The organism is Aeromonas aquatilis, from assembly GCF_054052405.1.
In genome coordinates this window covers 30,334-50,429 of record NZ_JBSTYP010000035.1, presented here as the reverse complement: position 1 = coordinate 50,429, position 20,096 = coordinate 30,334, and the positions used below count along the sequence as shown (strand labels likewise).

The following is a 20,096-nucleotide window of genomic DNA, read 5'->3' as shown; positions in this document are numbered from 1 at the left end:
TACCACTTGATGCGTCACGCCCTGTACTTTGCTGAAGCTGGCATACACACCCGCACCATCGCTACACAGCACGGCATCCGGCGAAACAAGCGGCTTCAACACCGCGATGACCGTCTCGGCATTCATCTCTTCCAACTGAAAATCTGCATGGTGGCCTGCCCGGTCCTGCACCACCATCACCGGAATATAATCCCGTCCGGTGCCCCGGGTTCGCCCTTTACCACCACGATGTCGGGGCGGACGCGGCAGTCCCCGCTGCCCCTTGAATGACTCGAGGAAGAAAGTCTCATCCACCTCAACGATACCTTCTTCACGCGTGGCTTGATGAGTGGCCATCGCGCGCAAGAAACGGTGCCGCCAGAGGAACGCGGTGTTTTTGCTGACCCCACAGCGCATCGCCGCCTGGCGGACGGTCAGCCCTTCGATGAGGGCTTGCGCGTAGTCTTCCCTGCACTGGGCTTTACGCAAGCGGGCCAGAGGCGTCTTGGTGAGCACCGAGCTGGTGCGCAGACACAGTTTGCAACGGTAGCGACGTAGTCCGCGGCTCCAACCCCAAGGGGCCAGCTGGGCGGCATCGGCGTGACAATGAGGGCAACCGCGGCATGCCGGTAACTGTGCATTGAGCGAGGTAATGGCATGGGGGGCAGTGAACTCCTGTTGAGCAACACGGCGCTGGCGCAGGGTTAACTGGGGAAAGAGGGATAACAGGTGTTGAAAGGCGGGGGTATCCATGATGGTAGCCCTCAAGGTGATGGCCTACTTCAAGATTAGCCTTTCAACACGTAATTGGGACAGAGCCAATTATTTCATGCCATCATCGATCTGGTTTCGAAGGACCAAGCCACCGACTTGTGCGAAACACTTGGTTACTACGGCCATATGGTGACGGTGTTGGGGCGCGTGGAGCAAAGTCCATGACCTCCATTCACCCGCTGCCTTTCCCTACACGAAATCGCGCTAGGTGCTCAGCATGTCTATGGCACGGATCGTCAGTGGCATCGGTTGGTGCAGGCAGGTGAAGATATGCTCTGCGCATTGGCCAGAGGTGTCTTACCGATCGCTCCGTTTGTGGTGCGGGATTTTGCCCATTTACCTTTATCTATCGCCGAGGCAAAGCTACAGGGGAAAGGACGTAAGTTCCTGCTCAAAATTTAGTATAGTGATGTAATCATCTTGGAGACCGTTTAGGTGATGTCCTTTCTTTGCACTGCTTCGCTCCTCAGTAGAGCTCTAGATTAGCCCCTTGAAGATCCAAACACTTCGCCCCTCTTAACTTAAGAGGTCGTCTTAGAACTATGTTCAGTAATAGTCACAACGAAATGATGGTCGAAGTGTTAACAGGAGCCGAGCGCCGTCGGCGTGTGTATCGACTAGTCTGTCCAAAATGATTCAACAAGATAGCACCACAGCCAACATCTAATGGCATAGTGGATGGCACAGCAAAATCCACACATAAAGAAAAACCCCAAGTGATTCAATCACTTGGGGCTATCATTTGGCGGTGAGGGAGGGATTCGAACCCTCGATACGTTGCCGTATACACACTTTCCAGGCGTGCTCCTTCAGCCACTCGGACACCTCACCAAATTTTTGCTCACTGCTTTATGTGCTTGAGCTGCACATTCGCTCGCGGACCGTGCCGCGACGACGGGGCGTAATGTAAGGGATACCACGGCTTTTGGTCAATGCAAATTTTTACTTTTTGCGTTCGTTTGCTCAATATCCGAACCAAGTGACCAAAAACATGCCGTTTCGTATCCCTTTCAATCAATTTACTGCCGCTTCGTGCAAATGTTCACCTTTGAGCGCCTCTTCCAGCGAGCCGTAAAACTCCAGCTTGCCGGGCTGCGGCCGCACCTTGGCGCGGGCCAGGGTCTTGAGTGGCTGGAACTGCAATTCGGCCACCCGCAACTCGACACCGGCTTTGGCCATCTGTTTGCCAAAGTGGAGGAAGGCAGAGAGGCCACCCGCATCGAGGATGGAGACCGCCTCCATCTGCAATACCAGCACCTGGTGCCCTTTCACTTGCGCTTCCAGCTCGGCAAAGACCCGTTCGGCCGCGGCGAAGAAGAGCGGGCCGTTGATCTTGTAGATCAGGCCGTTGTCCGGCACCTCGTGGGTATAGCGCTTGTGCTCGGCCAAGTCATGCAGTTTGGTCATCTTGGCGATTTCGCGCATAAAGAGCAGGGAAGCCAAGATCACCCCGAAGGTGATGGCGATGACCATGTCGAAGATGACGGTGAGTGACAGGCAGACCAGCAGCACCAGTACATCAGATTTGGGGGCACGACGGATCAGCTCCACCACCTTGTGCGCTTCACTCATGTTCCAGGCCACGATGAGCAGCAAGGCAGCCATGGCTGAGAGCGGCAACCAGGAGAGCCAGGGCGCCAGCACCAGAATGGCGGCCAGCACCACCAGCGCATGGACGATCCCCGAGATGGGGGACGTAGCGCCGGCGCGCACGTTGGCGGCAGAGCGGGCGATGGCTGCGGTAGCGGTAATACCGCCAAAGAAGGGGGCGAAGATGTTGCCAAGCCCCTGCCCCACCAGCTCGGCGTTGGAGCTGTGTTTGCGACCGGTCATCCCATCGAGCACCACGGCGCAGAGCAGCGACTCGATCGCCCCCAGCATTGCCATGGAGAAGGCAGCAGGCAGCAGCCGCTCAAGGGCCGCCAGGTTCCATTCAACCGGCAAACCATCCGGCCCAGGCAAGGCCCAGGGCATCACAAGGGTCGGCGCGATGGGCGGGATCCCCATCCCTTGCGTGCCATCTGCCAGTGTGTAGCTGAATTTGCTGCCGATGGTGGCCACATCCACCCCAAAGTAATGGAGGCCAAAACCCAGACCCACCCCGACCAGCACCGCGGGCAGATGGCCAGGCACCGGCAGACGCAGACGCGGCCAGAGCAGCAGCACGGCCAGCGTTGCGACCCCCACCAGGGTGTCCCCCCACTGCCAGCTTGGCAGGGCGGCGGCCAGCGCTTCGACCTTGCCCAGATAGGTTTCCGGCATCTCGGGCACGCTCAGACCAAAGAAGTCCTTGATCTGCAAGGTAGCGATCACGATGGCGATACCACCGGTAAAACCCAGCGTCACTGACGGGGGAATGTACTCGATAAGGCGGCCAAGACGGGCCATCCCCATCGCCACCAGAAAGAGGCCGGAGATGAGCGTCGCCATCAACAGACCGCCGACCCCGAACTGCTGGGCGACCGGATAGAGGATCACTACAAAAGCAGCGGTCGGGCCGGAGATGGAGTAACGGGAGCCACCGGTCACGGCGATCACGATACCGGCGATGATGGCGGTATAGAGACCGTGTTGCGGCGGCACACCGCTGGCGATGGCCAGCGCCATGGCAAGCGGGATGGCGATGATGCCCACCGTCACACCGGCGATAAGATCACGGCCGAAGCGGGCCATGCTGTAGGGTTCATCAATACAGGACTGGCGTAAGGCTATGGCGAGCTTCACGCTATTTAAAGAGGCTTGCTTGTGCATGTATATCGTAATACCAGAAGAGGGAGATAAAGGCCGGAGAGATCCGGCGCCCGATCATCATCAAGGGCCGGCAGGGCTGTCGACGCGGCGATGGTATCCTGCGTAACCTTACGCCAGACGGACCACTTTTTCGATGGGCAGGATCAATGAAACACGCGCTCACCCATTATTTGGCCTATTTGCCGCCAAATCGCCGATCTTGACTCCAGCTCTCCCCCTTTTAGCCACAAAGATTACCATTTGAGCCTCATCTGGTTACCAGCACGTTCACGACATCATGCAGGCATCATCAGGTTGAGGCGAACCGAGCCAATAACCCCTGCGCCGGTTGGGGGCTGTGATAGCAAGGGACTGATTGTGCTGAAAATAAACCGCAAAGCGCAACTTTTGGGCAAACAGTCTGAAAATCCGGTTTTCGGGAAATTCGCGGGTTGACACCCGCCGCCCTGGTCATTAATATTCGCCCCGTCTTGACGAGACAGGCAATTCCTCCTTAGTTCAGTCGGTAGAACGGCGGACTGTTAATCCGTATGTCACTGGTTCAAGTCCAGTAGGAGGAGCCACTTTTCCCTCGTAGTTCAGTCGGTAGAACGGCGGACTGTTAATCCGTATGTCACAGGTTCAAGTCCTGTCGAGGGAGCCAAATTCTAAAGCCCAGCCTTATGGCTGGGCTTTTTCACATCTGTTTCAAAAGAACCTAGAAAAGCCTGGATTACTCATCCCCACACTTGGGGTTGTCACGTCCACAAACTCGTCAATACCACGCCACAACCGGGCATGCTCACGGAGTGCTTGCTGATACGCCCAAGTGGCGATTGATGTAGAACGCTCGGCATCGACGCTCACCAAGGGAGCCAGCTCGTCAGCAAGGTAGGCCCCGTGAGTCAGGATATTCTGCTCGTACCAAGCATCCCTGTGCTCGGGAGCAGCGAGAAAATCCCGTTTGCTCCGGTTACAGTTGGCGTGTGCCAGTACGAAGTTGTGGCCCAAATCGATTGGATAACGACGCCAGGGGATGAAATGGTCTACCTCACCATTCCCGTGTATCGCCTTGTTACAGTAAAAACAGGTTCCTCCCTGCAAGTCCCTCAAAACCGCCCCCACCCGTCCCAGCGCCTGACGGCTTGAACCAAAGAGAAAATTCTCCAGCCCTACACTTGGGCCAATCAGTGGCTGATTCCCCTTGATGTCGCAGATAAGCTGCAACCAATGCTGTCGGGAGAGGGAGACCACCAGATCGTAAAAGCGGTGGAGACAGTAGAGAATGCCGGGGTTAAGGCAGATATGATCCGCGCCCCTTTGATGAGGATAGAGGTGGCACTCCTCTCGCCCACCCAGGATCTGCAGACGCCACAAGGGACCCTCAATAAGGATGCGTCTAACTCGGGCAAGAAGAGGCCGCCAGGCGTCGTGACGACGCAGTGCAGTCACCGAGCGGACCCCCTCTGCACGCAGCCGGGACAACTCCGTCAGCATGATGGCCTGACGACCGCAGCTCTGTTTGAGCAAGGTAGCCGTTTCTCCCGTCGCCGAGTAGGGCAGACTGTGCTGCCAATAAAGCTCCACAAACTTGGTGGCCAGTTCGTCCAGCGTAATGGTGCGAGCCGCAGTCAGATCATGGGTCTCGTTGCTGCGCTCAATCGCGATATCCGCAATCCCGTGAAGCAAGGCGCACTTGTAAGTGGCAACAAAATCGCCCTCGGTAAAGATGCGTTGCAGATAGGCAATAAAGGCGAGTTGCTGCTCAGGGGAGGCGTGCATGTTCGCCCCCAAGGATCAGACTCTGCCAACTCAACCCGGTACGCGCCAAGGCATCCATCTGTGGCTCTGACACATGGAGCATTGTCATCCCCTCCCCCAATGCAAGCCGCTCCACTTCATCGACAGCTACCGGGTACATGGCTCGCTCCCGTATCTCCTGCTCCGAGATAACCAATCGCAGACTCAGTACCAGATAACCATCTGGTGAGAGCAGGTCATGAAGACGTGCCAGAGCCAACGGGCGAGACTCCGGGGGGAGATGCATCCAGACAGCACTGAGCAAAATCAGATCAAAAGTACCGGTCACGCGGGAGAGAGCAGGCATAGCGTCATTGACCCACGCCACCGCTGCATCACGGGTATGACATTGCCCCTGCGCAGCGAGCGCCTGACAGGGGTCGACAGCGACCACAGTGTTGCCCTGATGAAGTCCGGCTAAAAACGCGGCATCCCGACCACTGCCAGCCCCTACATCGAGCAACCTGCGCGGTGCAACAAGGAACCAAGGCTCCAGCAGAGTGAGCCAGTCGCCGTGAACGGCGCGCGCAGATACCTGTTGGTAACGGGTCGCCAATGCGCTGGCATGACACTGGTAGTAGTCGAGGGACACGATGCGTTCCGAACGGAGAAGGAAGGGAAATAATCTCACAAGATCAGTGGGTTGGCCATGACCAGGGCGACACTTTCCAAACATGAGCCATTTAGGATGCAGGGACACTTACCAAAACGGGATGCCAGCCAAAAGAAGCGCGACCAGAGGGCTCTGAATGATGCCACCGTTCAACATTTCGGGTAATATTCGGCCAACTCACTGATCTTTGGCACTTATTATCGCCATGAGAGGTCAACGCCAGATGGAGATGGCTATTGATGAACTCGACTGATGTCGTGGCCCTGTTTGGGGATGACAAGATTCTTTCCTTTGACCTTGAACTGACCCGGGACGAAAAACTCCGTCATCTGGGGGCGCTCCTGGCTGATCGTGAACTCAATCTCAAGGGCCCGCAGGATCTCGCACTCAAGGAGCTAAATGCGCTGGCACAAGGGGCAGATGTAGTCCTTGGTCACAATATTCTCGATTTTGATCTCCCCTGGTTGGCCAAACAGGCTGTACGTCCCCAGTTGCTTCTCGAAAAGCCGATAATAGATACCCTCTATCTATCTCCTATTGCCTTTCCAAAGAACCCTTATCACCGATTGGTCAAGGATTACAAACTGGTTCGGGATACCCTCAATGATCCGGTTGCTGATGCAAGGCTCGCCTTGCAGATCTTCTCGGAACAGCTGATAGCCCTGCAAGCCTTGCCTCTACCCCAATTGCAACTTTATCAATACCTGTTTAACCAGGGCGTCATGGCGCAATTTAATACCCAAGGTCTGTCACTGGTGTTTGCAAGGCTTACGGGCCGCCCTCCAATAAGGGTCTCCGAGCTACCCACCCTGATCAAGAGCATTGCCCATGAGAAAGCGTGCCCCAATCAGCTCAACCGGGTGATTGGTGATGCACTGCGTCAACCCATGCTGCTGTTACCATTGGCTTATGCCTGCGCCTGGTTGCCCGTGTCCGGCGGGAACTCCGTGCTGCCCCCCTGGATTTGGCGCCGCTTCCCCCAGGCCGCAGAGATCATTCACACAGTTCGTGAACGCCACTGCGGTCATGCCGACTGCAGCTATTGTCAGGAGAACCACGACGCACGCCGCCATCTGCAGCGAATCTTCGAGCTCGACAACTTCCGCAACCTGCCTGATGGGACGCCATTGCAGAAGACTTTGATCGAGGAAGCCATGGCTGGCGTCGCACTGCTCGGCATACTCCCTACCAGCGGTGGCAAGTCGCTCTGCTACCAGCTCCCGGCACTGGTGCGTAACCAGCGAAGCGGTGCTCTCACGGTCGTGATATCCCCCCTGCAAGCACTGATGAAGGATCAAGTGGACAATCTTAAATACAAGGCAGGTGTTGAAGGGGTTGCCGCTATCTCGGGGCTGCTGACGCTACCAGAGCGAGGCGCAATTCTTGAACAGATCCGCATGGGGGATATCGCCTTGCTCTATATCTCCCCCGAGCAGCTACGCAACCGCACTGTCAAACAAGCAATACGGCAACGTCAGATCGGTGGCTGGGTATTTGACGAAGCGCATTGTCTGTCGAAATGGGGCCATGATTTTCGCCCTGACTATCTCTACTGTGCCAAGGCCATCGCCACCATTGCCAGCGAGCAGCAAGTCCCCATGCCTCCTGTCTTCTGCTATACCGCAACCGCCAAACCGGATGTGATTGAGGATATCTGCGCACAGTTTCTCGACAAGCAGCCCCGACCTCTTCTCAGACTGGAGGGAGGGGTTGAACGTACCAACCTAGAATATGCCGTCGTTGAGTGCCCCGGTCTCAATAAACAGGGCCACATCCTTAACCTGCTCGAGCAGTTCTTCGGTGAGGAGAAGCCCGGCTCCTGCGTTATCTACTGCGCAACCAAGCGCAGCGTGGACGAGCTGGCCGATTTCCTCGGTCAGCAACAATCCCTCCCCGTCTCACGCTTTTACGCCCGCATGGACAGTGCCCAGAAGAAAACCACCCTCGAACAATTTATCAATGGCGAGATCCGGGTCATCTGCGCGACCAATGCCTTCGGGATGGGGATCGACAAGGATGATGTGCGTTTGGTCATCCATGCCGATATCCCCGGCTCGCTAGAGAACTATTTGCAGGAAGCGGGGCGAGCTGGCCGCGATACAGAACAAGCTCATTGCGTACTGCTGTTTGATGAACAGGATATCGAGAAACAGTTCCAGCTCGAGGCCATGAGTGAAGTCAGCCTGCGCGATATCAAACAGATCCTGCGCGGAATAAGGCTCAGGGCCAGCAAAGGAGGCAAGCAGGATAACAACTCGCCACTGGTCGCCACCAGTGCAGAGCTTATCAACCAGCCAGAGGTAGAAACCAGCTTCGCTGCCGATGACAGCAATGCGGATACCAAAGTCAAGACAGCTATTGCCTGGCTCGAACGAGCGGGCTATCTGGAACGTAGTGACAACATCACTCAGGTATTTCAGGGTCGTCCCCTGTTTGCCTCCACCGAGGAGGCGATGAAAAGGGTAGAGAGTCTGAAACTGGCCCCCAAGGCCAAAGCCATATGGCAAGCGGTTATCCAGGCGCTGATGAGTGCTGCCGACGATGATGGCCTCAGTGCCGATACCATCGCCGAAGAGGCAGGCCAATACATGGCAGATAAAGGAAGTGGTGTTCAGGCCAGCGAAGTGATGCGGGTACTCACCCAGATGGCGGATGTCGGTCTTCTCTCTCAGGGGATGTTACTAACTACCTGGCTTCGTCCCAAAGGAAGAGACAATGCCCGGGTGTTCTGCGGGCAAATACATGGCATTGAGAAGGCGATGCTCGATACGATGCGCGAACAGGAGCCGGATGCTGGAGAAGAGCTCATTCTCAACATTCGGCTCATCAATCAGATCATCAAGGATTTGGGACATGAACGAAGTAACACCACAGTGCTTCGCAACCTACTCACCAGCTGGACCCAAGATGGTCGTTTGGGAGGAAATAAAGGTTCGATTGATCTCAAGTATCTCGCACACGAAAAGTATCGTGTCACCTTGAATAGAAGCTGGTCACAAATCACCCGCATCATAGAGCAGCGTCATGCAGTCACCGGAGCCACCCTCAACTTTCTATACACCCAGGTGGCCAGTAGCGAAGAGAGTGCTCAACGTCAGGTCATGCTCTCGTTCGCCCTGGAGCAATTAATCAAGCATCTGCGGGAGGACACTGACGTCATGCAATTTATGAGCATGGGTGAAGCTGGCAATCCACAGGAGTGGCTACTAAAAGGGGCCGAGCGGGCACTGCTCTACCTGCATGAGCAACATGCCATCGTGCTGCAAAATGGTCTTGCCGTGTTCCGAAGCGCCATGACCCTCACGCTGACGGCGGAGCGGCAGCAGCAATACAACAAGGCAGACTATCAGCCGCTTGAGCATCACTATCGCCAGAAGGTGATTCAGATCCATGTGATGAATGAATACGCCCGCATCAGCCTGGAACACTTCAAGCAAGCCAAAAAGCTGGTGACAGACTACTTCTCCATGGAAGCAGACAAGTTCCTCGGTCACTACTTCAAAGGGCGCCACAAGATCCTGGAGCTGGCGACCAGCGAACACTCCTGGAAGCGCATTGTTGAAGATCTTCACAACCGGGCCCAGGAGCAGATAGTACAGGCACCGCCCGAGCAAAACCTGCTGGTACTGGCAGGCCCGGGGTCAGGCAAGAGCAAGGTGATTATCCACCGCTGCGCCTACCTGATGCGGGTCAAGCAAGTCGCGCCATCGCGGATCATGTTGCTCTGTTACAACCATAATGCGGCGATGTCCCTGCGCCGACGCCTGACCGAGCTACTGGGGCGTGATGGAGCACGGGTCTCGGTATTCACCTTCCACGGTCTTGCGATGAGCCTGACGGGTAATGCGGTGCAAAACCGGATCTCAGACGATATCGACTTTACCACCATCATTGATGACGCTATCAAGCTACTCCGGGGAGAGCAGAGCCAGCTCGGTCTAGAGTTGGAAGAGCAGCGGGAAAAGCTGTTGGGGGGTCTGCAATTCCTGCTCGTCGACGAGTACCAAGATATTGACGAACAGCAGTACCAACTGATCGCTGCACTGGTTGGAAAAAGCGAAGAGGATGAAGACGCGCGACTGCACCTGATGGCTGTGGGTGATGATGACCAGTCTATCTACGCCTTCCGCGAAGCGAACGTCAGCTTTATCCGTCGCTTCGAACAAGATTACAACGCCCAGACTCACTACCTGACCTGGAACTATCGTTCCACCGCCCACATCATCGAGACCTCCAACCGCCTGATTGAGCACAATCAGGATCGCATGAAGCGTACACATCCCATCGAGATCGACGACAGGCGCAAGATGGAAGTGGCTGGGGGGCACTGGGAGGGGATGGAGACGGCACAGGGTCGCGTCATCATCCAGCAGTGCCAGGATGCAGCCCAACAGGCAGCCGAGGTCGTGAGACATATCGCGCTTATCCGTGAGAAGACTCCCACTTGCCCGCTGGAATCTATCGCAGTGCTGGCCCGTAATGGGCTGGAGAAGGAGGAACTGGCCTGGGTACGCTCGGCACTGGCAGATGCTGATATTCCCTGTCGTTTTACTCTGGATAAAGAGAACGGTTTTCCTGTGCATCGTTGCCGTGAAATCTTGCGCTATCAGAATTGGCTACAACAGCAAGGTCATGCCCTGCTGACAGCGGAGCAACTTGCAGCCCCTCTCCCTCCACTCTCACTGGCCAACCGTTGGGAGGAGCTACTGCACGATCTGATTGCTCAATGGCAAGCCAGCCAGGGAGAGCACGCTCTTTCTGCCCACCACTTCCTGATGTTCCTCTACGAGTATTTGAGCGAGCAAAAGCGCCAGATCCGCTTCGGTAAAGGAGTGTTGTTAAGTACGGTGCATGGGGTTAAGGGGGAAGAGTATCGCCATGTGATACTTCTCGACGGCGGCTGGCAACGCGCGGCGGAGCTATCGACCAGTAACCTGGAAGAAGAGCGGCGCCTCTTCTATGTGGGGATGACACGTGCTATCGAAAGGCTGGTTCTCATGGCTCGCCACGATCAACGTAATCCCCATATTCCACTGATCGCCTCCCACTGCTACGTGCAGAGACCTAACACAACCCGACCGGACAGACAACGTCGTTTCGCCATGATGGGTATGTCGCAACTGGTGTTGGGATATGCAGGTCACAGTGATGAAGGCCAGACTATTCACAACGAACTGAGAGCGTTGAAAGTAGGCGATGCCGTACGCATTGCCCCCGACAAACAGGACAGGCTCCATGTCTATCACCGCAGTCACAAGATCGCTCGCCTCTCCCTACAGGGAGAAGAAACCTGGAAATTCGATGTGAATACAATCCGCGAAGCCAGAGTGATCGCCTTGGTAGAGCGGCGTAAAGAGCAGGAAAAGGATGAGTATCAACCCAAGATGCGCAGCGAACGTTGGGAGATCCCCATAATCGAGCTGGAGTTATGAACCAAACTGGTAGCCCCCCATGCTACCGGGATAGATCTTCACGACTTGCAGCACCAGCTGCGCTGGTACTGCAATAGGTGATAGTGAAAGCTTGGTGACTTGACGACACGTCGCTGCCAATAGCCTCAATTCAGGTCATAATCACCCAGCTTCCCTTACCTTGGAGTTTTTATGCGTCGATTCAATTTCATGCTCAATGGCAGCAGATTGATGATGTTCCCCTTCTACATTGGCATTCTCATCTGCGTGGTATTGCTGATGGTGAAGTTTGCCATGCAGCTCTATCAGCTTTCTGTAAACATTTTCGAGATCCCCTATCTGGACCTCATTACCGGCGTGCTGACCCTGGTGGACTTTATACTGGTGGCCCAGATGCTGATCCTGGTTGCTATCTGTGGCTATGTGCAATTTATTCAGACGGAAGAGCAGCGCGCCTCCCTTAGCAGCAACTGGCTTAGCAAGATCAACTTTGCCTCCCTCAAGCTCATCGTCATCAACTCACTGGTGACCATTGCTGGCGTGGAGGTACTCAAGGCGTTTCTCGAAGATGGCATCATCAATGAAGTCGATATGAAGTGGTCCGTGGTGGTGTTTCTCGCCTTCTCGCTGGCCGCGCTCATCTATGCGGTGACCGAGCGAATGGCAGAGCATAAATAGTCGAGTTTGATCACGGTGCTTGTTCAGCCTTGATTCACCAGCAATACAATTGATAACACTTTTCATTACTCTTACTGCGTTATAAACTTGCTCCCCCCGGGCTGCCCCGCCCGGGTGCTGGAGCCTTTATGACAAGCCTTTCTCTCTCACCCCGACAATTCTGGCAGTGGCTGGCCTACCACCATCAGGCCGCCGAGGGCACCCTCTATCTGATGTTCTTCTCCGGCCTGCTGCTGTGGGAGCCGCTGACCCCGCTCTGGTCGCTGGCACGCTGGAATCTGTTCTTGCATGTGATGCTCTCGCTCACCCTGTTCCCGCTGCTGTTTGGCGCCTTCTGGCTCTCCCATCGCAGCTTGTTGAACCGCAGCAACAAACCTTTTTTGCGCACCACTGGGCAGATTATCGAAGCCCTGCTGTTGGTCTGTCTGGCCAGCGGCCTGCTGCTGGTGCTGCACGGCACTCCGGGCGATGCCATGGGCAACCTCGCCAGCTGGGCCCACTGGCTGAGCGCACTGCTGCTCACTCCTCTGGTGCTGCGCCACGCCTGGCGCTGGACCATCTTGAAATGGCGCTCCTGACCCCATGTTGAAGTCATCGTTCTCTGCATATTTGTCATCCCTGCTGGCCTTCCTCCTGCTGCTGACCAGCCCCTTTGCCACTGCCCAGCAGATGGGTGCCGGGATGCTCGCCTATGAGGAGGAAAGCGCCCCGCGCCTCGTCACCGCCAACCTGAGCGCAGGTTCCGTCACCCTGGTTGAGCGCGATAGCGGCAAGCGGCTCAAAGAGGTGCAGCTGGGGGGCGATCTGCGCCAGCTTGCCCGCGCCGATGACGGCACACTGCTGGTCACCGACTACAGCGGCGATCGCCTGCTTCTGCTGGATGATGATCTCGATCAGGAAAAGACGATCCCCACCGGCCACCGCCCCTATGGGGTCATCTTCGATGCCAAGCGGCAGTGGTTCTGGGTCACGCTGTTCGAATCAGCTCGTCTGCAGGCCTACGACACCGCGGGCAACCTCAAGCTGGATGCAGAAACCGCCGAGACCCCGCGCGGGCTGGCCCTGACCGACGACGATCGCCTGCTGCTGACCCACGCCATGACAGGCCAGCTCGCCATCTATGATCTCGCCAAGCTTGGCCATGGCGCCAAGGGCTCTTCGCTTCCCAAGCCCAAGCTCATTACCCTGGCCGAGACCCACAGCGACACGCCAAGCAATTCCCAGGGCTTGCCGCGCCTGCTCGATGGCATCGCCCTCTCCCCCGATGGCAGCGAGGCCTGGTTGCCCCATGTGCTGTGGAGCTTCGACCACCCCTTCCAGTTTCAGAGCACCGTCTTCCCAGCCCTCTCCATCATCGATCTCGATGAGGAGAAAGAGCGGGTCGATGAAAGAAAACAGCTCTTTTTGCAGATCAATCTGCCAAGCGTCGGCAACCGTAGCCAGATCGTATCCAACCCGTTCGCGGCGCGCTTTGCCGCCGATGGCAAGCGGGTCTATCTGACTCTGGCGGGCTCGGAAGACCTGCTGGTGTTCGACCTCTCTCGCAGCGGCAAATCCAACAACAACCGCCACCGCCGCAAGAAGTTTCAGGGGGGCGCCAAGGCGACCCAGCTCTTGCGCCACCTGCCGGGCCAGAATCCGCGGGATCTGCTGATCGACGGCGACCATATTCTGGTGCACAACGCCATGGGGCAGGATCTCACCCGCCTCAATAGTGGCGGCAGCGGCCCGTTTGCCCGGGTCACCGTGGATGTACCCCACTTCGCCAAGCTGGTAGAGACAGATCCGCGCCCAGAGCCGCTTCAGCGCGGCGAGCGGCTATTCAACCTTGGTAACACAGCGTCCAACTCACGCTTCCCCATGGCGGGGGACAACTGGATGAGCTGCAACTCCTGCCATCTGGATGGGTTCAACTTCACCAACCGCTATCTGATGGCGGCTCACCGCCAGAAGAGCGGCGACAACGCCATCAACGGCCACGCCAACCTCACCAACATGGTGGCGGGGGATTTTGTCGGCGAATACCTGCGCATGACCCAACAGACCCAGGGCGGCATGGGCCATGACACCCGCGATGGGGCCGAGGCAGTTGACCCCGCGAAGCCCCAAGCAGAGGTGAAAGCGATGATGGAAGATCTGCACGCCTTCGTCACCGCCGATGGCAACCTCCCCTATCTTGCCAACTGGCTGCGGCTCGATGCCCCGCGCACCGATCCCGCCAAGGCACCGACCACTCACCCGAAGGAGTGGCTCAACTCCGCCTCCTGCCAGAATTGCCACCAACAGGCGTTCAAAGATTGGAGCGAGAGCAACCACCGACTGATGGGCAACTCCCACCCCTACTACAAGGTGGTGCAGGCGCTGGCCCGCGAAACCGAAGGGGAAACATTTGGCCAATGGTGTCAGGGCTGCCATATGCCCCAGCAGGTAATGACCGGCCAACTCGATCTGCCCAAGGGCTCCCACATGTTCGAGCAGGGTGGCGCCTCGCTGATTGCCGCTCACAAAGCGGGCGAACCTGTGGTGGAGGAAGGGACCGGCTGCGTGCTCTGTCATCGCATCTCCAAGGTGGAAGATGCGGGCGGCAACAGCGCCTTTACCGTGAATTTGAAAGACCGCGAGAGCTATGTGTTCGAGGATGCCGCAGGCGGCAGCCTCCAGCACTGGCTAGCCGAGCGGCAGCTCAACGCCCGCCCGGCAGCCCACAAAGCCTCCTATCAGAAGGATTTCTACCGCGATGCGGCTCTGTGCAAGTCGTGCCACAACGAGTTTGCCCCGGGCACTGGCGCCAACATCGTCAACACCTGGGACGAGTGGGAAAAATCCAGCTTCGCAAACGCGGAGGATCCCGCCAAGCGGCGCACCTGTATCGACTGCCATATGAACCCGGAGCCGGGCAATGGCGGTGCGCCGGTGGCGGGCCAGTCCACCGAAAACGGCACCATGAAGGCGCGGCTCTATCGCCACAACTTTACCGGCGCCCAGCACCAGCTGGTGGGGCTGCGCAACCCCGACCTTGAACAGGAGAGTCTGGCCCTGCTGCGCTCCAGCGCTACCCTCTCCGCCCGTATCGAACAGGCTACCGATAACAAGCAGTTGGTGGTGCGGGTCGCCAATACCGGCGCAGGCCATGCCCTGCCCACCGGGGTGGCCGATTTTCGTGAACTCTGGCTGGAGCTGACCGTCACCGACGCCACCGGTAAGGTGGTGCTTGCCAGTGGCCAGCCGGTGGATGGTGCTGTCCCCGAAGATGCGCGGCTGTTCAGAAAAGTGTTCGGCGATGCCGAGGGCAAGCCGGTGGGGCTCAAGTTCTGGCGCTACGCCAAGCTCTTGGAAGATACCCGCATTCCGGCCGATGGCTGGCGCGATGAAACCTGGCCGCTACCCGCAGATGCCCAAGGGCCCTTCAAGGCCGATATCAAACTCAATTTCCGCACCTACCCCAAGTGGGTCAATGATGCGGTGCGCGCCGCCGAGCCCAGCTTGCCGGAGCCACCCATAGTGCTGCTCACGCGCCTACAACTAAATCGGTTGCAACTCACCTTGCAGCCTCTCCCCATCACGCCCGCTACGGAGCCTCAATCCTGATGTTTGCAAGTTTTCTGATTACCCTGCGCGAGGGGCTGGAAGCCTTCCTGCTGGTCGGCATCTGCCTCTCCTACCTCGCCAAGCTGGGGGCGAGCCGCTACAACAAGTTCATCTATCTGGGGGTAGGGCTTGGCCTTGTCGCCTCCCTCGTCGTTGCCTTCCTGTTCCAGGTGGTGGTGAGCCAGTTCGAGAGCGAGCACTACAACCACCTTTTGATGGCGGGGATCCTCATCTTCGCCACCTTGGTGCTCACCTATATGGCGATCTGGATGCAAAAGCAGGCCAAATCCCAGGTAGGGGCCATGACGGCGCGCATCGATGCCGCCATCGATGGCGGCAACCTGTTTGGTCTGGTGCTGCTTGCCTTCCTTGCTGTGATGCGCGAAGGGTTTGAAACCGTGCTCTTCTTCTCCGCCCTGCTCTATTCGGGCCAAGGGGTCGATCTGCAATCCGGCCTGATAGGCGCGCTGGCGGGTCTGCTGGTCTCCATCGCGCTGGTATGGGGGCTGCTGCGCTCTACCCGCAAGGTGGCGCTGGCCCCCTTCTTCCGCTGGACCGGCCTGCTTATCATCATCATCGCCGCCGGCTTGCTCTCGTCTGCCGTCAACATGTTGCAGGCAGCGGACGTCATCACCTTCTGGACCACGCCGGTGTTCGACATCAGCCACATTCTCGACGATCAGGGGGTATTTGGTACCTTCCTGCGCGCCCTGTTTGGCTACAATGCCTCACCCGCTGGCTTGCAGCTGCTGACCTGGGCCCTCTATCTAGCCATCTTCGTTACCCTCTGGCAGCGCAGCTATCGCCCTCAGGTGAGCGCCACATCCAGCAAGGGCTGAGCCCGCACGCCCTGTGACAACAAGGCCACGGGGTAACAACACTATTCGGGAGCCGCGCCTTGGCGCGGTTCCCTTATCTATCAAGCAGTTTCGGAATAGGTCATGAGCGATAACAACAAGAAAAGCATTGCAGTGCTGGGCGCTGGCCCCGCCGGTTTGATGGCCGCTTGGCGCCTGCGCCGCGCCGGTTTTGCAGTCACCCTGTTCGAGCAGGAGCCGGTGGTCGGCGGCATGTGCGCCACCCAGACCTTCAAGGGGCGCGATGGAGAGTATCGCTTCGACTACGGCGGCCACCGCTTTATCACCAAGAACCCCGAGCTGCTCGCCTTTATCGACGAGCTGATGGGGGACGATCTGCTCCACGCCGAGCGCAAGAGCGTTATCCGCTTTGGTGGGCGCACCTATGACTACCCATTGAACCTGCCCAACCTGCTCAAGACGGCGCCGCTCGCCCTGATGGCCGGTGCGGTGAAAGACTTGCTGCTGTTGCCTTTTGCCAAGAAGCCCACCGATTTTGCCAAGGCAAGCTTTGCCGAGTGGATCCAGAGCCACTTTGGTCGCACCCTCTACCGCCAGTTCTTCGAGGGCTACACCGGCAAGCTCTGGGGCATCAACCCGGACAAGCTCTCCGCCGACTGGGCCGGTCAGCGCATCAGCCTCATCGATCTCAAAGACGTGGCGCGTCGCCTGCTGCCAAGACGCAACGGCAGTATCTCGGTGCGCACCTATGCCCGCAAATATCGTTATCCAAAGTATGGGTTCGGCCAGATATTCACCACTCTGGGTGAGCGACTGGTGGCAGAGGGCGTTGAGCTGAAAACCGGCGCTACCATCACCCGCCTTGAGCAGGCCGATGGCCGTATTGAACGGGTGTATTGGAAACAAGATGACGTTGAACAGAGCGAACGCTTTGATCAGGTGATCTCCACCCTGCCGCTGCCGCTCACCTGCCAGCATCTGGGCTTGCCGTGCGATCTGCACTACCGGTCGCTTCGCTTCATCAATATGCCGCTCAAACAGGAGAACCTGTCGGACAACACCTGGCAGTATCTCTCCGACCCCCATATTCTGGCCACCCGCTTGCAGGAGCCGCGCCGCCGCAGCCCCTTTATGGCGCCCCAAGGCCAGACCTCGGTAATGCTGGAGACCCCCTGCAATCCGGGGGATGCCACCTGGCAGGCACCGCTCTCTGATCTGCGCGGTCGGGTCACCGCCGATCTCGCCAGCCTCGGCGTCGATACCGCCAAGCTTGGCGATGAGACCTTCGAAGCCCGCAGCGAGTACGCCTACCCACTGATGGATCTCGGCTATCAGGCCCGCCGCAACGAAGCCATCAAGGCGCTGATGCCCATCACCAACCTCATCATGACCGGCCGTCAGGGGACATTCCGCTACATCTTCACCGACACTGCCATGGAGATGGGCATGATGGCTGCCGACATGGTGATCGACGGGGTGGACAGACGTCATGCCATCTTTAACCATCGCAACGAAAATACCGTGATCGAAACCCAGAGCGTGGCCTGATGGCCGCGCCATTGGCATAAGTAAGGAGAACAGGATGACCATCCGCCCGGGTTTACTCGCCCTCACCCTGCTGCTGGCCCTGAGCGGGCAGGCGCAGGCTTACTCCTACGCCGCCGCCGGCAAGGAGCCACTGATCGACGCCCGCGAAGCGCTGCTTGGCGCCGCCACTGACGGCAAGGATGCCAGCGCCACCTTGAGCGAGATTGCCGACGAGCTGACCTATCTGGAACAGCATCACAAGGTGGAGCTGCAAGGGCCGCTGGCCGCCGCTATCAAGGCCAAAGACGCTGCCGCCACCGCCGCCCTGCTCAACCGCGCCTACAGGGCGGAGATCGAGCGCCGCCTCGAAGGGGCCAGCCAGAATCTTGGCGACTACCAGACCGCCAAAGTGTTGGTGGTCAAGAGCAAGCGCTTCCTCGACTTGATCCTCCCCTCCCTCAGTGAAGGGGATCGCAAGGCAGCCGAACAGGCGCTGGCCAAGGTGCTGGATGCTATCGGCAACCCGGGGGTGTTCGGGGTGGGCGCCAAGCCCGCCGATGCCACCGCCTTTAGCGATGCAGAAAAAGCGCTGATGGCCGTGCTGGCGCCGCTGTGATAGCCACCCGCCAAGCATTGCGCCATCTCGCTGTGACAAACGGTGGGTTTCGCTTCGCTCTACCCACCCTACGCACGGCCTGCCGATAGATGCACCCGGACGCCACTTTGCCCCCTTCTCCCCTTGCGGGAGAAGGGTTGGGGATGAGGGGTAAGGTAATGGCCCGGCGTTGGCCTTCCCCCTGCCCCACCACCATTTGGCTGCTCATTCTGCTGCAACTGGCCTGGCTTGGCTGGCTGCTGACCTTCCCGGTGGCGCTCGATTCCGACGATGCCCTCAATTTCGCCCACGGCGTGACGCGCTTTAGCGTGCTGGAGTTCTCCCCCCACTTTCCGGGCTACCCCGCCTTTATCTGGCTGGCGCGGCTGATCAATCTGCTGGTGGAGGATCCGGCCCGCTCGGTGCAGTGGGCAAGTCTGCTCGGTAGCAGTTTGCTGGCGCCGCTCGCCGCCTTGTTGGCGGTGAAGCTGTGGCAACGGCCAAGCCTGCTGGCACCCGTCTGGCTGCTGGTATTGGCCCTGCCGCTAACCCCGACGCTGGCGCTCTCCGGCCTTTCGGATGGGCCCGCGCTCGCCGCCTGGCTCGGGGCGCTCTTGGCCTTGCAGCAGCGCAGATTCGTACTGGCTGGCCTCATGCTTGGCTTCATGCTGGCGCTGCGCCCCTCCTATTTTGTGCTGGCGTTGCTGCCGCTTTGGCTGGGGATGACACAAAAGGGTCAGCGACTTAACTTTCTGCTCCCGATTATTCTGGTGGGGCTAGCCTGCCTGCTGTTTGTCTGGCAGGCCGATGGCTGGGCCTATTTCAGTGAGGGGCGGCGCTTTACCGACGGCCACTTTACCCTGTGGGGCAACACGGCGGCGGCCCATGGCGATCGGCTGCTGAGCTGGGCGCGCACCTTCAACGATCAGCTCACCCCGCTCTGGCCGCTATTGATGGGGACATTGCTGGTACTGCCGCTTTGGCAAAGATCAAAAAACAACCCTGCCGCCCTCCCCCCACTCTGGACGCTCTACTGGCTCGCCCTGCTGCTCTGGACCCTGTTTGGCCAGAACCCTGACAATCCCCGCCATCTGGCCCCCATCACCCTGCTCGGTATCGTGCTGCTGGCAGGTTGGCTGCCGCGCCGTGGTGAGTGGGTGGTCGCGGTGGCTGGATTGCTGCTGCTCGGCGCGACCTTCACCCTGCCCCGTCCGCCCGCCATGGTGCAGGCAGCAAGGCTGGCAAAAACAGCATGCCCGGCGCTGGTGACCCAGTGGGGGGTAAGGTTGCTGCGGGAGACCACAGCTCTGCCGGTCACGGACGGCTGGTACAAGGGGGATGCGGCGCTTGCGCTCTCTCAAGGAGCCTGTCGCCTCAGTCGCCGCCCCATCGCCGCGAGTGAAATGTCCACTGTGGTGCGCCAGCACTGGTTTGCCCCGCGCTTTGCCGCCGAGCCCGGCCTCTGGCTCGCCATTCCCTCGCTGCAGACACCCCATAGGGAAAGTGACAAGAAACACAAAAAGAGCGCAAAAATACACCAGAGCAACTAAAAAAGAGGGGAACAACTCGGTTACACTCACTGC

General features: G+C 58.3%; 12 protein-coding genes and 3 tRNA genes. 10 read left to right on the top strand and 5 right to left on the bottom strand.

Going from position 1 to position 20,096, the window contains the following annotated elements:
* From ACW5W8_RS14875 to dauA, 3 genes are all read right to left on the bottom strand, one after another.
* Nucleotides 1-732, bottom strand: a 732-nt coding sequence (locus ACW5W8_RS14875; RefSeq protein WP_498628487.1) for an IS1595 family transposase, incomplete at its 3' end; no start/stop codon positions are given.
* Between the two features lie 764 nt (nt 733-1,496).
* Nucleotides 1,497-1,584: transfer RNA gene (locus ACW5W8_RS14870), tRNA-Ser, on the bottom strand.
* Nucleotides 1,585-1,767: 183 nt separating this feature from the next.
* Nucleotides 1,768-3,504, bottom strand: coding sequence for a C4-dicarboxylic acid transporter DauA (dauA, locus tag ACW5W8_RS14865; RefSeq protein WP_498628485.1), 1,737 nt, complete (start codon nt 3,502-3,504; stop codon nt 1,768-1,770).
* A 487-nt stretch (nt 3,505-3,991) separates the two neighbouring features.
* On the opposite strand from dauA, the gene ACW5W8_RS14860 reads away from it, so the two are divergent.
* Together ACW5W8_RS14860 and ACW5W8_RS14855 are read left to right on the top strand one after the other, a co-directional pair.
* Nucleotides 3,992-4,067, top strand: a tRNA-Asn gene (locus tag ACW5W8_RS14860).
* A 4-nt stretch (nt 4,068-4,071) separates the two neighbouring features.
* Nucleotides 4,072-4,147: transfer RNA gene (locus ACW5W8_RS14855), tRNA-Asn, on the top strand.
* Nucleotides 4,148-4,191: 44 nt separating this feature from the next.
* Here ACW5W8_RS14855 and ACW5W8_RS14850 read toward each other — a convergent pair.
* Both ACW5W8_RS14850 and ACW5W8_RS14845 read right to left on the bottom strand, forming a co-directional pair.
* Nucleotides 4,192-5,265, bottom strand: coding sequence for an HNH endonuclease (locus ACW5W8_RS14850; protein WP_498628484.1), 1,074 nt, complete (start codon nt 5,263-5,265; stop codon nt 4,192-4,194).
* Nucleotides 5,249-5,875, bottom strand: a complete 627-nt coding sequence (locus tag ACW5W8_RS14845; RefSeq protein WP_498628483.1) for a class I SAM-dependent methyltransferase — start codon at nt 5,873-5,875, stop codon at nt 5,249-5,251. The genes ACW5W8_RS14850 and ACW5W8_RS14845 overlap by 17 nt, the downstream gene beginning before the upstream one ends.
* A 260-nt stretch (nt 5,876-6,135) precedes the next feature.
* Between ACW5W8_RS14845 and ACW5W8_RS14840 the strand changes: the two genes are divergently transcribed.
* The 8 genes from ACW5W8_RS14840 (at nt 6,136) to ACW5W8_RS14805 (ending at nt 20,063) form a co-directional block, all read left to right on the top strand.
* Nucleotides 6,136-11,328: a RecQ family ATP-dependent DNA helicase gene (locus ACW5W8_RS14840; protein WP_498628482.1), complete on the top strand. Its 5,193-nt coding sequence runs from the start codon at nt 6,136-6,138 to the stop codon at nt 11,326-11,328.
* A 171-nt stretch (nt 11,329-11,499) separates the two neighbouring features.
* Nucleotides 11,500-11,985 carry a YqhA family protein gene (locus ACW5W8_RS14835; protein ID WP_005333692.1) on the top strand — a complete coding sequence of 162 codons (486 nt, stop codon included), beginning with the start codon at nt 11,500-11,502 and terminating at the stop codon, nt 11,983-11,985.
* Between the two features lie 128 nt (nt 11,986-12,113).
* Nucleotides 12,114-12,563, top strand: coding sequence for a hypothetical protein (locus ACW5W8_RS14830; protein WP_498628481.1), 450 nt, complete (start codon nt 12,114-12,116; stop codon nt 12,561-12,563).
* Between the two features lie 4 nt (nt 12,564-12,567).
* On the top strand, nt 12,568-15,573 hold the full coding sequence (locus ACW5W8_RS14825; RefSeq protein WP_498628480.1) for a YncE family protein: 3,006 nt from the start codon (nt 12,568-12,570) through the stop codon (nt 15,571-15,573).
* Nucleotides 15,573-16,412, top strand: a complete 840-nt coding sequence (locus ACW5W8_RS14820) for an FTR1 family iron permease (protein ID WP_498628479.1) — start codon at nt 15,573-15,575, stop codon at nt 16,410-16,412. The genes ACW5W8_RS14825 and ACW5W8_RS14820 overlap by 1 nt, the downstream gene beginning before the upstream one ends.
* A gap of 102 nt (nt 16,413-16,514) precedes the next feature.
* Entirely contained in the window at nt 16,515-17,939 is a 1,425-nt protein-coding gene (locus ACW5W8_RS14815) for an FAD-dependent oxidoreductase (RefSeq protein ID WP_498628478.1), read from the top strand.
* Between the two features lie 34 nt (nt 17,940-17,973).
* The gene (locus tag ACW5W8_RS14810) at nt 17,974-18,534 is read left to right on the top strand and encodes a hypothetical protein (protein ID WP_498628477.1); all 561 of its coding nucleotides are present in this window, start codon (nt 17,974-17,976) and stop codon (nt 18,532-18,534) included.
* 158 nt (nt 18,535-18,692) lie between these two features.
* Complete coding sequence (locus tag ACW5W8_RS14805) at nt 18,693-20,063, top strand: hypothetical protein (protein ID WP_498628476.1); 1,371 nt, start codon at nt 18,693-18,695, stop codon at nt 20,061-20,063.
* Nucleotides 20,064-20,096: the final 33 nt, after the last annotated feature.